This window comes from Streptomyces sp. NBC_00727 (genome assembly GCF_045161745.1).
GTDB lineage: Bacteria > Actinomycetota > Actinomycetes > Streptomycetales > Streptomycetaceae > Streptomyces.
Genome location: NZ_CP108981.1, coordinates 200,413 through 212,215 on the forward strand (window position 1 = coordinate 200,413; position 11,803 = coordinate 212,215).

The following is an 11,803-nucleotide window of genomic DNA, read 5'->3' on the forward strand; positions in this document are numbered from 1 at the left end:
GAGCGGCGCCGGGCACAATGCGGCCCATGAGCCTGCACTACGAAGTCGTCTTCACCTGCTTCCTACGCGAGGACACCCCTGCCCCGGTGCTGGACGCCCTGCGGTGGCACCTCGGCATGACCGAGGTGCCACCGCGGGGGCACGGTGAGGAGGAGTACGCGTATCCGCTGCTCAGCCCCGATCCGCACAGCCGCCTGCCCGGCGGGGACTTCGCCTCGCTGCGGCTCCAGGACGAGGGGTGGGGTCTTTACAGCCGCAACTACTGGCTCGACGACGACATGGGCGAACTGGTCACCGTCCTGGACCTGTTGGCACCTCACATCGCGAGCCCCGGCTTCGGCGGCTACTTCCGCGAGGAGTACGAGAGCAGGCCGGCCCTCTTCACGTTCCGGGACGGCGCCTACGGCCCGCTGGAACCCTGAGGACCCTCGGCGCCCGGGCCACCTGCCCGCGTGGCAGGCCGCGGTTCCGTACGGCCGGCCTACTCGGCGCCGTCCGTCAGGGTGAGGGTGAGCGTGTCCTCGTCGCGGGTGGGGTGTTCGATGCTGATCGAGCCCTCCGCGCCGTTGTAGCTTCCGGTGCCGCCGGTGATCGCGAACTCGTGGGTCCACTGGCGTGAGTTGACGGGCAGCTCGGTCACGGCGGGGAGCGGGCGCTGGAAGGCGGTGGAGGCTGTGATCATGCCGTCGTCGAGGCTCAGGACCAGCGTCGCCATGACGTAGGAGCCGTCGGGTCCCACGCTCACGGGCAGACAGTGCGCGTTCTCGGTGCCCACGCTCCGGCCCTCGGTGTCCGTCAGGTCGTAGCGCACGAAGTACGGGACTCCGGTCGTCAGGATGTCCGGGATGTTCGCGCCCGTGCGCCTGCCCTTCAGGGTGATCAGCCGGTCGGCCCTGCGCGTCGCGCCGGCGGTTCCGGCCGCTCCGGCCACCAGTCCCCCGGCGATCGTCGCCGCCGAGGTCAGCTGCAGCATGCTCCTGCGGTCCATATGGGCCACCTTTGCTCGTCGTGTGCGTGAGGTGCGCGGTCACACCCCACGGGTAACCGCGCCAGGGTGCGGAACGGAGCGCTCTCGGCCGGAAGATCACCGGAACGCAGGAGCCGCCGGGGGTGCGCGCATGCCAGGGTTGCGCCTATGGAGATCACCGTACGGACCGCTGCCGAGCAGGACCTTCCCGCGCTGCTCGCCCTCTACCACGACCTGAACCCGGACGACCCGCACCTGCCCCGGGAAGCCGCCGCCGACGTGTGGGAGCGCATCGCGAACCAGCAGGGGCGGACCGTTCTCGTTGCCGAGGCGGGGGGTGCGGTGGCCGGGACGGCCGACTGCCTGGTCATGCCGAACCTGACCCGGGGCGGGCGGGCCATCCTCTTCGTCGAGAACGTCGTCGTCGCCGATGCCGGCCGCCGCCGGGGCGTCGGGCGCCAGCTGTTGGAGGCGGCTGCGCGGCTGGGCGAGGAGGCCGGGTGCTACAAGGTGCAGTTGCTCGCGGCCGACGACGCGTACGTGCACACGTTCTACGAGGCCTGCGGCTTCAAGCCGCTGGCCCAGGGCTTCCGGCGCTACATCGGCCGGGAGGCGTGACCCGCAGCGGTGCTCAGCCCGCCTCGCCGAACCGGTGAGGGGCCAGCGACCTCAGCAGGGCGGTGAGTACGAGGTCCGTCGAGGCGGCCATGTCCACGGAACCGGGCGCCAGGAGCCATTGCACTTGCAAGCCGTCCATCACGGCGATGACGGCGTTGGCCGCGTTCCCGACCTTCTCCGGCTCCTCGTCGGGGAAGTCGCACACCTCGCGGAGGGCGTCGGCGACGAACGTCCGCAGTCCGTCGTAGCGGTCCCGGAAGTACTCCTGCGCCGGGTGGTCGTCCGTGACGGACTCCGCCGACAGGACGGCGTAGAGGCGGACGATGCCCTCGCGTTCGGCGTTGCGGGTCGCCGTGTCGACGAGGTGGCGCAGGAAGGCGAGGCCGTGCGGGCGGTCCGGGCCCAGCTGTTCGATGTCCGACTGGTCGCGGAGTTCGAGGACGCTGGTGAGCAGGAGCGCCTTGGACCGGAAGTAGTGCAGGACGCCGGCCTGGGTCAGGCCGGCCCGGTCGGCGATCTCGGCGAGCGAGGCGTTGTTGTAGCCGCGGGCGGCGAAGGTGTCCATCGCGATGTGCAGGATGTCCCGCTGGCGCTGCTGTGCTTCCGGGCTGCGGGGGGTGCGGGGCTTGGCCGACCGGCCGGGCCTGCCTGCTGACTGGTTGCTCACCGGCACAGCTTAGACCGGCCGCAACGCGGGGCGGCCGGGGCCTACGGGCCCTGACCTGGGGGCGTTCGGGGGCGTGGGAAGCGCCGTGCAGCAAAGCCTCACCCGCTACTTACTAACCACTTAGTGGGTGTGCTTTCATATCGCCGTCGTCCAAGGGAGCCACGCCCCGCCACGGCCCCGCCGGACGCGCCATGTCCTCCCCCAGGCATGACCGAAGGAGAGCCGCACATGTCCCACGACAGTCCCCCGCGCCCCCGGGCGCGCGCCGCAGCCGCCGCCCTGGCGATGGCCGTCGCGGCCATCGGCCTGGCAGGCAGCGGCACGCCCGCCCAGGCCGCCGACCCCACGGCGCAGGTATGGGTCACCACCCCCGACGGTGCGAAGAAGCTGTCCGCCGAGGGCACCCTCGCCTTCACCGGCTCGCCGCAGAGCGTCGACATCCGCGTCGACGCCGACAGCAAGGGCCAGCGGTTCACCGGGGCGGGCGCCTCGGTCACCGGGGCCTCGGCCCACCTGATCCAGGGCCTGCCGCAGGACAGGCGCAACGCGCTGATGACCTCGCTGTTCTCGTCCGGCGGCGACGGCATCGGGCTCAGCTATCTGCGCCAGCCGCTCGGCAGCAGCGACTTCAACGCGGACAGCAGCCTCTACACGTACGAGGACACCCCCGGGTCCTTCTCCATCGACCGGGACAAGGCCGAGATCATCCCGGTCCTGAAGCAGGCCACCTCCGTCAACCCGGACATCCGCTTCATGGGCACCCCCTGGTCACCGCCCGCCTGGATGAAGACCAACAACGCGCTCAACGGCGGCAGCCTCAAGCCGGAGAGCTACCAGGCGTACGCCGACTACCTGGTCGAGGCGATCAAGGCGTACGGGCAGCAGGGCATCACGCTGACGGACCTCACCGTGCAGAACGAGCCCGAATTCGCGGCGGGTTACCCGTCCATGACCATGACGTCCTCGCAGCAGGCGGACTTCTTCGAGGTGCTCGACCGTACGCTCACCGCAGCGGGTCTGCCCACCAACCTGCTGGCCTTCGACCACAACTGGGACCATCCCGACTACCCGTTGGAGGTGTTCAACGGGACCCCGGGCATGAGCCGGGTCATCGGTGCGGCGTTCCACTGCTACGGCGGTAACCCCTCCGCCCAGCAGCAGGTCGTCAACGCCGGGAAGCGCGTCTTCTTCACCGAGTGCTCCGGCACCGAGAGCGCCGACCGGTCCACCACGTTCGCGGACACCCTCAAGTGGCATGCCGAGAACCTCGTCGTACAGAACATGCGCAACGGCGGCGAGACCGTCATCGACTGGAACCTGGCCCTCGACCAGAACGGCGGACCCCACCAGGGCGGTTGCTCCGACCGCTGCAACGGGGTCGTGGAGATCGCGAACGGCAATGTGACGCGCAACGCCGAGTACTACGTGCTCGGTCACGTCGCCAAGTTCGTGAAGCCCGGCGCCACCCGTATCGGTTCCACCAGCCAGGGCAGCGGCGGGGTGGAGAACGTCGCCTTCCAGAACCCGGACGGCACCCGTGCCGCGTACGTCGTCAACTCGGCGGCGAGCGCGCGGCAGTTCTCGCTGACCGACAACGGCAGGTCGCTCGTCTACACACTGCCCGCCGGCGCGGTCGCCACCTTCGTGTGGAACGGGACGGACGGCGGCACGACCGAGCCGCCCGCGGACTCCATCGACTCGTCCGCCTGGTACCGGGTCAGGAACGTCAATAGCGGGGCCTGCCTGGACGCCGCCGACTGGGGCACCGCCGACGGGACCGCCCTGCAGCAGTGGAGCTGCACCACCGGGGCCAACCAGAGCTGGCAGTTCCGGAGCACCGGTGACGGCACCTACCAGGTCGTGAACCGGCACAACACGAAGGTGTGGGACGTCGACGGCGGCCCAGGAGCCACCGCCGCCGGTACCAAGGTGCACCTGTGGTCGTACGTGGGCGGCACCAACCAGCAGTGGCGTGCCGAGTCCTCCGGCGCGGCCGGCCAGTACCGTTTCGTCGCCCGCAACAGCGGCAAGTGCCTGGCCGTGGACGGGGCTTCCACGGCGAACGGCGCGCACCTGTCGCAGCAGCAGTGCGACGGATCGGCGGCTCAGAGGTTCGCGCTGGACCGCTGAGTCGCGTCCGCCCCTCGCCCGACCGGGGGCCGGACTGTGTGACGCCCCCGCGAGCGGTCCGCTCGCGGGGGCGTCGCGCGTGCGGGGCGGGGGGGCTCAGCCGAGACCGCGGTGCGCGGCCCACAGGGTGCCGGCGCGACTTGCCGCCTCGGCCACCAGGGCCGCCAGTTCCGGCCGGTCCGGCACCGGGAACGACACGTAGGCGCCACGGCCGCCTGCCACCGGCCGCCCGTACGCCTTCACGGCGAGGTGGCCGTCGGGCAGGAGACGGACGTTGAGGGTGCTGAGGAGAAATTCCGCGTCGCGCCGGGTGTCGGTCCAACGGAGCTCCGGCGGGACCGTGACGTTGATCGCCAACGCGCTCACTTCCAGATCGCTGCTCATCCCCGCATGATCCCACAGTGCTCCTGTGCGCCGGGGCGTGCGGCGCATTACGGGTGGGGGCCGCGCTTCCAGGGGGTCCCGCGCGCTCTACCGGGACCCGTGGGCGACGGAAATGATGAGCACGCCGCAGGTCAACGAGGTGATCCGCACCTCGGCGGTGGAAGGAGCCCATGGTGTTGCTTCTCATCTCTCCGGACAGCGTCGAGGAAGCCGTCGACTGTGCGAAGGCGGCGGAGTACCTGGACATCGTCGACGTGAAGAAGCCCGACGAGGGGTCGCTCGGCGCCAACTTCCCCTGGGTCATCAGGGAGATCCGGGAGGCGGTCCCGGCCGGCAAGCCGGTGTCCGCGACCGTGGGAGACGTCCCCTACAAGCCCGGCACGGTGGCGCAGGCGGCGCTCGGGGCCGTCGTCTCCGGGGCCACGTACATCAAGGTCGGTCTCTACGGGTGCACGACGCCCGACCAGGGCATCGACGTCATGCGGGCGGTCGTACGGGCGGTGAAGGACTACCGTCCCGAGGCTCTGGTCGTCGCGTCCGGGTATGCCGACGCCCACCGCATCGGGTGCGTCAATCCGCTCGCGCTGCCCGACATCGCGGCCCGGTCCGGCGCCGACGCGGCCATGCTCGACACCGCGATCAAGGACGGGACGCGGCTCTTCGACCACGTACCGCCTGAGGTCTGCGCCGAGTTCGTCGGGCGTACCCATGCCGCCGGTCTGCTCGCGGCGCTCGCGGGCAGCGTCAAACAGGCCGACCTCCCCACGCTGACCCGTATCGGGACGGACATCGTGGGGGTGCGCGGGGCGGTCTGCGAGGGCGGCGACCGCAATGCAGGAAGGATTCAGCCGCACATGGTGGCCGCGTTCCGGGCGGAGATGGACCGGCACGCCCGGGAGCACGCGGCCGGCGTCACGGTCGCGGGCTGACCGCGCGGATGCCGACCCTCGACGCGGTAGGTGAGGACCGCGCGCCCGGTGGCCGGGCCGCGCGGTTCGCGGTCGTCGACCCGGCCACCGGGGAGACCTTCGACGAGGCCCCCGACATGCGGCCGGACGAACTGGACGCGGTGGTCGGCCGGGCGCACCGGGCCTGGCCCGGCTGGCGGGCCGACGCCGCCGCCCGGACCCACGCGCTGCTCCGCGCGGCCGAGGCCGTGGAGGCGGCCGGCGACGACCTCGCCCGGTTGCTCACCCGGGAGCAGGGCAAGCCGCTGGCCGAGTCGTACGCGGAGACCGCACGCACGGCGGCCCGGCTGCGGTACTTCGCGGAGCTGGCCCCTCGGACGCGGCGGATCAGCGACGGCCGGCCCGTGCGCAGCGAGGTCCGCTGGCGTTCGCTGGGGCCCGTCGCCGCGATCGTGCCGTGGAACTTCCCGCTGCAACTGGCTGCGGCGAAGTTCGCGCCCGCGCTGGCGGCGGGCAACACCATGGTCCTCAAACCGTCCCCCTTCACCCCGCTCGCCACGAGGCTGCTGGGGTCCGTACTCGCCACCGCCCTGCCCGAGGGCGTGCTGACCGTCGTCACGGGACGCGAACCACTCGGGGCGCGGCTGGCCTCCCATCCGGGCATCCGGCACGTCACGTTCACCGGTTCGGTGCCCACCGGCCGGGCGGTCGCCGCGGGGGCGGCGGCCTCCCTCGCCCGGGTCACGCTGGAGCTGGGCGGCAACGACGCGGCGGTCCTGCTGGACGACGTCGATGTGGGGCGGATCGCGGACCGGTTGTTCTGGGCCGCGTTCCGCAACTGCGGGCAGGTGTGCATGGCGGTCAAGCGCGTGTACGCCCCCGCCCGGCTGCACGCGGAGGTGGTCGAGGCGCTCGCCCAGCGGGCGAAGTCCGTCGCCGTCGGCAGCGGCCTGGACCCGGACACCCGGCTGGGGCCCGTCAACAACGCGCCACAGCTGGCCCGGGTGCGGGAGGTCACCGAACGGGCGCTGGCGGACGGCGCCCGGGCCGCGGCGGGCGGCCACCGGCTGGACCGGCCCGGGTACTTCTTCGCCCCGACTGTCCTCACCGAGGTCCCGCCCGACAGTGCGGTGGTGACGGAAGAGCAGTTCGGGCCGGTCCTGCCGGTGCTGCCGTACGGGAGCCTCGACGAGGCCGTCGACGCGGCCAACGGCACCGGCTTCGGGCTCGGCGGCTCCGTCTGGGGCACCGACCTGGACCGGGCCGAGGCGGTCGCGGACCGGCTGGAGTGCGGAACGGCGTGGATCAACCACCACGCCGAACTGTCCCTCGCCCAGCCCTTCGCCGGGATCAAGGACAGCGGCGTCGGCGTCGCCGGCGGGCCGTGGGGGCTGTACGGCAACCTGCGGCCGTTCGTCGTCCACCGCCCGGAGGACGCATGACGACGAGACTCCAGGCGGCGGTGCTGCGCGCGTACGAGGAGCCGTTCGCGGTCGAGGACGTCGTCCTGGACACGGAACCCGGCCCGGGCGAGATCCTGGTCGAGATCGCGGGCGCCGGGATGTGCCGTACGGATCTCGCGGTACGGCGGTCGGCCGGACGCAGCCCGTTGCCGGCGGTCCTCGGCCACGAGGGGGCCGGGGTCGTCGTCCGGGCGGGCGGTGGCCCGGACACGGAGATCGGTGTCGGCGACCACGTCGTGCTGAGCTTCGACTCCTGCGGGCACTGCCGGAACTGCCGGGGTGCGGCTCCCGCGTACTGCGACTCCTTCGCCGCCCTCAACCTCTTCGGAGGGCGGGCCGACGAGCCGCCCCGGCTCACCGACGCGGACGGCAAGGCGCTGGCTCCCCGGTGGTTCGGGCAGTCGTCGTTCGCCGAGTACGCGATCGTGTCCGCCCGCAACGCCGTCCGGGTGGACCCCGCGCTGCCCGTGGAACTGCTCGGGCCGCTCGGCTGCGGCTTCCTCACCGGGGCCGGGGCCGTACTGAACACCTTCCGCGCCGGGCCCGGCGACACGCTGGTGGTGCTGGGCGCCGGGGCGGTGGGGCTGGCCGCCGTCATGGCGGCGGGGGCGGCCGGTGTGCCGGTCGTCGCCGTGGACCGGCATCGGCAGCGGCTTGAGCTCGCCGAACGGTTCGGCGCGGTCCCGCTGCCCGCCGACGCGGCCGGGCTTCCTGAGCGCGTCCGCCGGCTCACCGACGGCGGCGCGCAGTACGCGCTGGACACCACGGCGTCGCCCACGCTCATCAACGACGCGCTCCGGGCGCTGCGCCCGACCGGCACCCTCGGCCTGGTGGCCCGCCTGCACACCCCGCTGCCGCTGGGACCGGGGACGCTCGACCGGGGCCGGAGCGTCCGCCACATCTGCGAGGGGGACGCGGTCCCGGGGCTGCTGGTCCCCGTACTGACGGGGCTGTGGCGCGCCGGACGCTTCCCCTTCGACCAGCTCATCCGTACGTACCCCCTGGCCGACATCAACGAGGCCGAACGCGACTGCGAGGCGGGCCGGGTGGTCAAACCCGTCCTGCTCCCGGAGGGAAGGACCCGATGAACGAGGCAATCGGCACCACGGAATCACCGCACCCGGAGACGGAGGGGGTGGACGGTGGCGTGGGCCTGACCGCTCTCCTGGTCGCCGCCGCCCGGGCGATCGAGAGCCACCGCGGCGACAGCCTGGCCCAGGACGTCTACGCGGAGCACTTCGTGCGGGCGGCACCGGCCTGCGCCGAGTGGCCGGTGCGCATCGAGCAGGTCCCGGACGGGAACGACAACGCGTTGTGGGGGCGTTTCGCCCGCTACTTCGGGCTGCGCACCCGGGTCCTCGACGACTTCGTCGTACGGTCGGTGCTCGCCGGTGCCCGGCAAGTGGTGCTGCTGGGCGCCGGGCTGGACACGCGGGCGTTCCGGCTGGACTGGCCGTCGGACTGTGTGTTCTTCGAGGTGGACCGGGCGGGTGTGCTGGCCTTCAAGCACGAGGTGCTCACGGAGTTGTCGGCCGCCCCGAGGGCGAAACGTGTGCCGGTCCCGGTCGATCTGCGCGACGACTGGGTGACCGCGCTGACCGGTTCGGGCTTCGACCCGGCCGCGCCGAGCATCTGGCTGGCGGAGGGCCTGCTCTTCTATCTTCCGGGCCCCGCCGAGACGTACCTCGTCGACACCGTGGACCTGCTGGCCACCGAGGGCAGCGCCCTGGCCTTCGAGGCGAAGCTGGAGGCGGACCTCGTGGCGTACCGCGACAGTGCGATCTACACGGCGACGCGGGAGCAGATCGGGATCGACCTGCTCGACCTCTTCGACAAGGGTCCCCGGCCCGACTCCGCGGGCCGGCTGGAGGCCAGGGGCTGGTCGGCCTCGACGCACACACCGTTCGAGTTCACCCGGCGGCACGGACGCGGTCCGCTGCCGGAGGCGAACGACGCGCTGGAGGGGAACCGCTGGGTGTTCGCATACCGGCGCCAGCCGTAGGGGTTACGGCAACTCCCGGGTGAGCCAGAGGACTTCGCCGTTCTCCTCCATGGAGAGGTGATCCCGCACGAAGTCGAGCTTCTCCAGGACGCGGAGCGAGGGCGCGTTCCATGTGCCGACGGTCGACCAGAGCCGTCGCCGCCCGGTCGCGGCGGCGGCCGCGACCACGGCACGGGCGGCCTCGGTGGCGTAACCCCGGTTGTGCGCGCGGCGGAAGAGTTCGTAGGCGATCTCGGGCTCCTGCAGGGTGGAGCGGCCGGTGATCAGTCCGCAGTAGCCGATGAAATCGCCCTCGTCGCGGCGCTGGATGGGGAGCAGGGCGATGCCGCTGTTCTCGGTTCCGACGAGCAGTGCGGCGATGGCCTTGCGGCAGCGCTCCACCGTGTAGGAGGTCTCCTCGCCGCGTTCGGACAGGAGCTCGCTGAAGTCTGCGGCGTCGGATTCGGCCCAGGGCCGCAGGATCAGCCGCTCGGTCTCCAGGTGGTAGGACATCGTCTCGTAACCGGTCATGGCCCCACTCTGCCGTACGGGCGCGCGCCTGCCGCCGGAGGGTTCCGTCGGCTCAGGCCTCCGGTGAGGACGCGAGGCGGAGCGCGCGGCCGGTCAGCGAGGTGGCGTCGTCGAGCAGCGCGGCGGGGTCCCGGTGAAGACGATCCGCCCGCCGTCGGTGCCGGCGCCGGGGCCGATGTCGATGACGTGATCGGCGCGGGCGACGACGCGGAGGTTGTGCTCGACGACGACGAGCGTGGCACCGGCGTCGAGGAGGTCGTCGAAGAGCACGTTGATCCGGTCGACGTCGCTGGGGTGCAGGCCGGTCGTCGGTTCGTCCAGGACGATCCGTTCGCCGGCCATGTCGTCCACGTGGCTGAGGTGGCGCGCCAGGAGGAGCCGCTGCTTCTCCCCGCCTGCGACGACTTGCCCGAGCCGGACACCCCGGTGACGACCGTGAGCGCCTTCTTGGGCACATCGAGGGTGACGTCCTTGAGGTTGTTCGTCGCCGCGCCGACCACGCGGATCACTCCGGCCGCATGCGCATCGTTCATCAGGGGATCGTACTCAGCCACCTGTGCCTTCACGGCCGACGGCGCCCGGCATTTCGCGTACCGGGCGCCCTGGGTGGTCGGCCGGTGGCGGCGGGGGCGGAGTGCGGCGGCTCAGGACGCCGGCGTGGACGAGCGGTGACGGGGGCGGGCTCAGGGCAGGATCGAGTCGACGTATCCGCCGTCCACGCGGAGGGCGCCGCCCGTGGTCGCGGAGGCGAGCGGCGACGCGAGGTAGACGACCATGTTCGCGATCTCCTCCGGTTCGATCAGGCGTTGCAGCAGCGACTGGGGGCGGTGCTTGACCATGAACTCGTGCTGGGCCTCGTCCCAGGGGAGGTCGTCGCCGACGAGTTCGCGGACGAAGTCCTCGACGCCGCCGGTGTGGGTGGGGCCCGCGATGACGGAGTTGACCGTGACTCCGGTGCCGGCGGCGTCCTTGGCGAAGCCCCGGGACACGGCGAGCAGCGAGGTCTTCGTCATGCCGTAGTGGATCATCTCGGCGGGGATGACCACGGCCGAGTCGCTGGCGATGTTGAGGACGCGGCCCCAGCCCTTCTCCTTCATGGCGGGCAGGTAGGCGCGGATGAGCCGGACGGCGGAGAGGACGTTGACCTCGAAGTAGCGCCGCCACTCCGCGTCGTCGATCTCCAGTGGGGCGGCGGACCCGAAGATGCCGAGGCTGTTGACCAGGATGTCGACCGCGGGCGCGGCCTCCAGCACGGCAGCGGTGCCGTCCTCGGTCCCGAGGTCGCCCGCCGCGCCGGTGACCTCATCGCTGCCGGAGGCGGTCCGTACGGCGTGGACGGCCTCGGCGACCCGTTCCTGGCCGCGGCCGTTCACGACGACGTGCGCCCCGGCGCGGGCCAGCCCGACGGCGATGGCCTCGCCGATGCCCTGGGTGGAGCCGGTCACCAGGGCGGTGCGGCCGGAGAGATCGATGTGCATGGCGGGTCCTCCTCGTGCCCGGGGCGCTGCCCGCGCGGGCGGGTGGTCGTCGGCGGCGCCCGGCCGGGCGGGCGCCGCACTGCGTCAGTTGAGGGTGTCGGGGTCCGGGCCCGTGCGCGCTCGGCCGGCGGGACGGCTCAGCAGCCGGCGCTCACTCCGGATCGGCGTCCTCGTTGAAGTCGCCCAGATGCACCGGTGCCCGGCCGGCGTCCGCGGCCGGCGCGGTCAGCAGGCCGGGCAGGAGGGCGGCCATCCCCTTCGGCCGGACGGTCTCGCCGGTGGTGGCCAGCTCGGGCACGGTCCACCAGCCGTGCCCGTAACGGGCCTCCTCCGTCTCGATGTTCATGGAGCGGACCTCGCCCGCCGTGACGCGGGCCAGGCGGTACTCCTCGTGCTGGTCGTAGAACCGGCCGTCGACGCTGTAGAGGGTCTGCCGCGTCCATACGAGCGGGCTCAGCCGCTCGCCCGGGAGCCTCAGGGCCGTCTCCTCCCAGGTCTCGCGGACGGCGGCCTCTATGTGGCTCTCCCCCGGTTCGACGCCTCCGCCGACGGTGAACCACCACCTGGCGCCCGGTCTGCGGGGATCGCGACCGCACAGCAGGAGCAGCCGGTCCTCCTCGTCGACCAGCAGGACCCGGGACGTCGACCGCTTCCTCCGCACCATGGGCGTTGAGGG

14 protein-coding genes are annotated in these 11,803 nt (G+C 72.4%); 7 read left to right on the top strand and 7 right to left on the bottom strand.

Features of this window, described 5'->3' with window-relative positions:
• Nucleotides 1–26 precede the first annotated feature (26 nt).
• Nucleotides 27–422 carry a hypothetical protein gene (locus OG242_RS00970; RefSeq protein ID WP_405896287.1) on the top strand — a complete coding sequence of 132 codons (396 nt, stop codon included), beginning with the start codon at nucleotides 27–29 and terminating at the stop codon, nucleotides 420–422.
• A 59-nt stretch (nucleotides 423–481) separates the two neighbouring features.
• Here the strand turns inward: OG242_RS00970 and OG242_RS00975 are convergent, their stop codons facing one another.
• Nucleotides 482–988, bottom strand: a complete 507-nt coding sequence (locus OG242_RS00975) for a hypothetical protein (protein ID WP_405896288.1) — start codon at nucleotides 986–988, stop codon at nucleotides 482–484.
• A gap of 147 nt (nucleotides 989–1,135) precedes the next feature.
• Here OG242_RS00975 and OG242_RS00980 point away from each other — a divergent pair, with 147 nt between their 5' ends.
• The gene (locus OG242_RS00980; RefSeq protein ID WP_405896289.1) at nucleotides 1,136–1,585 is read left to right on the top strand and encodes a GNAT family N-acetyltransferase; all 450 of its coding nucleotides are present in this window, start codon (nucleotides 1,136–1,138) and stop codon (nucleotides 1,583–1,585) included.
• A gap of 13 nt (nucleotides 1,586–1,598) precedes the next feature.
• Here the strand turns inward: OG242_RS00980 and OG242_RS00985 are convergent, their stop codons facing one another.
• On the bottom strand, nucleotides 1,599–2,252 hold the full coding sequence (locus OG242_RS00985) for a TetR/AcrR family transcriptional regulator (protein ID WP_405896290.1): 654 nt from the start codon (nucleotides 2,250–2,252) through the stop codon (nucleotides 1,599–1,601).
• A 228-nt stretch (nucleotides 2,253–2,480) separates the two neighbouring features.
• On the opposite strand from OG242_RS00985, the gene OG242_RS00990 reads away from it, so the two are divergent.
• Nucleotides 2,481–4,382 (top strand): RICIN domain-containing protein, encoded by a 1,902-nt coding sequence (locus tag OG242_RS00990; RefSeq protein WP_405896291.1) that lies wholly within the window; start codon nucleotides 2,481–2,483, stop codon nucleotides 4,380–4,382.
• A gap of 96 nt (nucleotides 4,383–4,478) precedes the next feature.
• On the opposite strand, the gene OG242_RS00995 is transcribed toward OG242_RS00990, so the two are convergent.
• Entirely contained in the window at nucleotides 4,479–4,766 is a 288-nt protein-coding gene (locus OG242_RS00995) for a hypothetical protein (RefSeq protein ID WP_405896292.1), read from the bottom strand.
• Between the two features lie 173 nt (nucleotides 4,767–4,939).
• Between OG242_RS00995 and OG242_RS01000 the strand changes: the two genes are divergently transcribed.
• Genes OG242_RS01000 through OG242_RS01015 form a run of 4 tightly spaced genes read left to right on the top strand, consistent with a single transcriptional unit; the run spans nucleotide 4,940 to nucleotide 9,139 of the window.
• Entirely contained in the window at nucleotides 4,940–5,695 is a 756-nt protein-coding gene (locus tag OG242_RS01000) for a (5-formylfuran-3-yl)methyl phosphate synthase (protein ID WP_405901477.1), read from the top strand.
• 8 nt (nucleotides 5,696–5,703) lie between these two features.
• Nucleotides 5,704–7,116: an aldehyde dehydrogenase family protein gene (locus OG242_RS01005; RefSeq protein ID WP_405896293.1), complete on the top strand. Its 1,413-nt coding sequence runs from the start codon at nucleotides 5,704–5,706 to the stop codon at nucleotides 7,114–7,116.
• A complete protein-coding gene (locus OG242_RS01010; protein ID WP_405896294.1) occupies nucleotides 7,113–8,225 on the top strand; it encodes an NAD(P)-dependent alcohol dehydrogenase in 1,113 nt (370 codons plus the stop codon). Before OG242_RS01005 ends, OG242_RS01010 begins: the two co-directional genes overlap by 4 nt.
• Complete coding sequence (locus OG242_RS01015; RefSeq protein WP_405896295.1) at nucleotides 8,222–9,139, top strand: class I SAM-dependent methyltransferase; 918 nt, start codon at nucleotides 8,222–8,224, stop codon at nucleotides 9,137–9,139. The genes OG242_RS01010 and OG242_RS01015 overlap by 4 nt, the downstream gene beginning before the upstream one ends.
• 3 nt (nucleotides 9,140–9,142) lie before the next feature.
• On the opposite strand, the gene OG242_RS01020 is transcribed toward OG242_RS01015, so the two are convergent.
• The 4 genes from OG242_RS01020 to OG242_RS01035 all read right to left on the bottom strand — a co-directional run bounded on the left by OG242_RS01020 (nucleotide 9,143) and on the right by OG242_RS01035 (nucleotide 11,791).
• Nucleotides 9,143–9,649 (bottom strand): GNAT family N-acetyltransferase, encoded by a 507-nt coding sequence (locus OG242_RS01020; RefSeq protein WP_405896296.1) that lies wholly within the window; start codon nucleotides 9,647–9,649, stop codon nucleotides 9,143–9,145.
• Nucleotides 9,650–9,742: 93 nt separating this feature from the next.
• The gene (locus OG242_RS01025) at nucleotides 9,743–10,000 is read right to left on the bottom strand and encodes a hypothetical protein (RefSeq protein ID WP_405896297.1); all 258 of its coding nucleotides are present in this window, start codon (nucleotides 9,998–10,000) and stop codon (nucleotides 9,743–9,745) included.
• Nucleotides 10,001–10,332: 332 nt separating this feature from the next.
• On the bottom strand, nucleotides 10,333–11,127 hold the full coding sequence (locus tag OG242_RS01030; RefSeq protein WP_405896298.1) for an SDR family NAD(P)-dependent oxidoreductase: 795 nt from the start codon (nucleotides 11,125–11,127) through the stop codon (nucleotides 10,333–10,335).
• Nucleotides 11,128–11,278: 151 nt separating this feature from the next.
• The gene (locus tag OG242_RS01035) at nucleotides 11,279–11,791 is read right to left on the bottom strand and encodes an NUDIX hydrolase (protein WP_405896299.1); all 513 of its coding nucleotides are present in this window, start codon (nucleotides 11,789–11,791) and stop codon (nucleotides 11,279–11,281) included.
• Between the last annotated feature and the right edge of the window lie 12 nt (nucleotides 11,792–11,803).

What these genes read in the sequence shown, in the direction of transcription:
- OG242_RS01015 (WP_405896295.1), top strand. Translation starts at nt 8,222, where the DNA reads ATGAACGAGGCAATCGGCACCACGGAATCACCGCACCCGGAGACGGAG.
- OG242_RS00975 (WP_405896288.1), bottom strand. Translation starts at nt 988, where the DNA reads ATGGACCGCAGGAGCATGCTGCAGCTGACCTCGGCGGCGACGATCGCC.
- OG242_RS00995 (WP_405896292.1), bottom strand. Translation starts at nt 4,766, where the DNA reads ATGAGCAGCGATCTGGAAGTGAGCGCGTTGGCGATCAACGTCACGGTC.
- OG242_RS01030 (WP_405896298.1), bottom strand. Translation starts at nt 11,127, where the DNA reads ATGCACATCGATCTCTCCGGCCGCACCGCCCTGGTGACCGGCTCCACC.
- OG242_RS01010 (WP_405896294.1), top strand. Translation starts at nt 7,113, where the DNA reads ATGACGACGAGACTCCAGGCGGCGGTGCTGCGCGCGTACGAGGAGCCG.
- OG242_RS00980 (WP_405896289.1), top strand. Translation starts at nt 1,136, where the DNA reads ATGGAGATCACCGTACGGACCGCTGCCGAGCAGGACCTTCCCGCGCTG.
- OG242_RS01005 (WP_405896293.1), top strand. Translation starts at nt 5,704, where the DNA reads ATGCCGACCCTCGACGCGGTAGGTGAGGACCGCGCGCCCGGTGGCCGG.
- OG242_RS00970 (WP_405896287.1), top strand. Translation starts at nt 27, where the DNA reads ATGAGCCTGCACTACGAAGTCGTCTTCACCTGCTTCCTACGCGAGGAC.
- OG242_RS01035 (WP_405896299.1), bottom strand. Translation starts at nt 11,791, where the DNA reads ATGGTGCGGAGGAAGCGGTCGACGTCCCGGGTCCTGCTGGTCGACGAG.
- OG242_RS00990 (WP_405896291.1), top strand. Translation starts at nt 2,481, where the DNA reads ATGTCCCACGACAGTCCCCCGCGCCCCCGGGCGCGCGCCGCAGCCGCC.
- OG242_RS01020 (WP_405896296.1), bottom strand. Translation starts at nt 9,649, where the DNA reads ATGACCGGTTACGAGACGATGTCCTACCACCTGGAGACCGAGCGGCTG.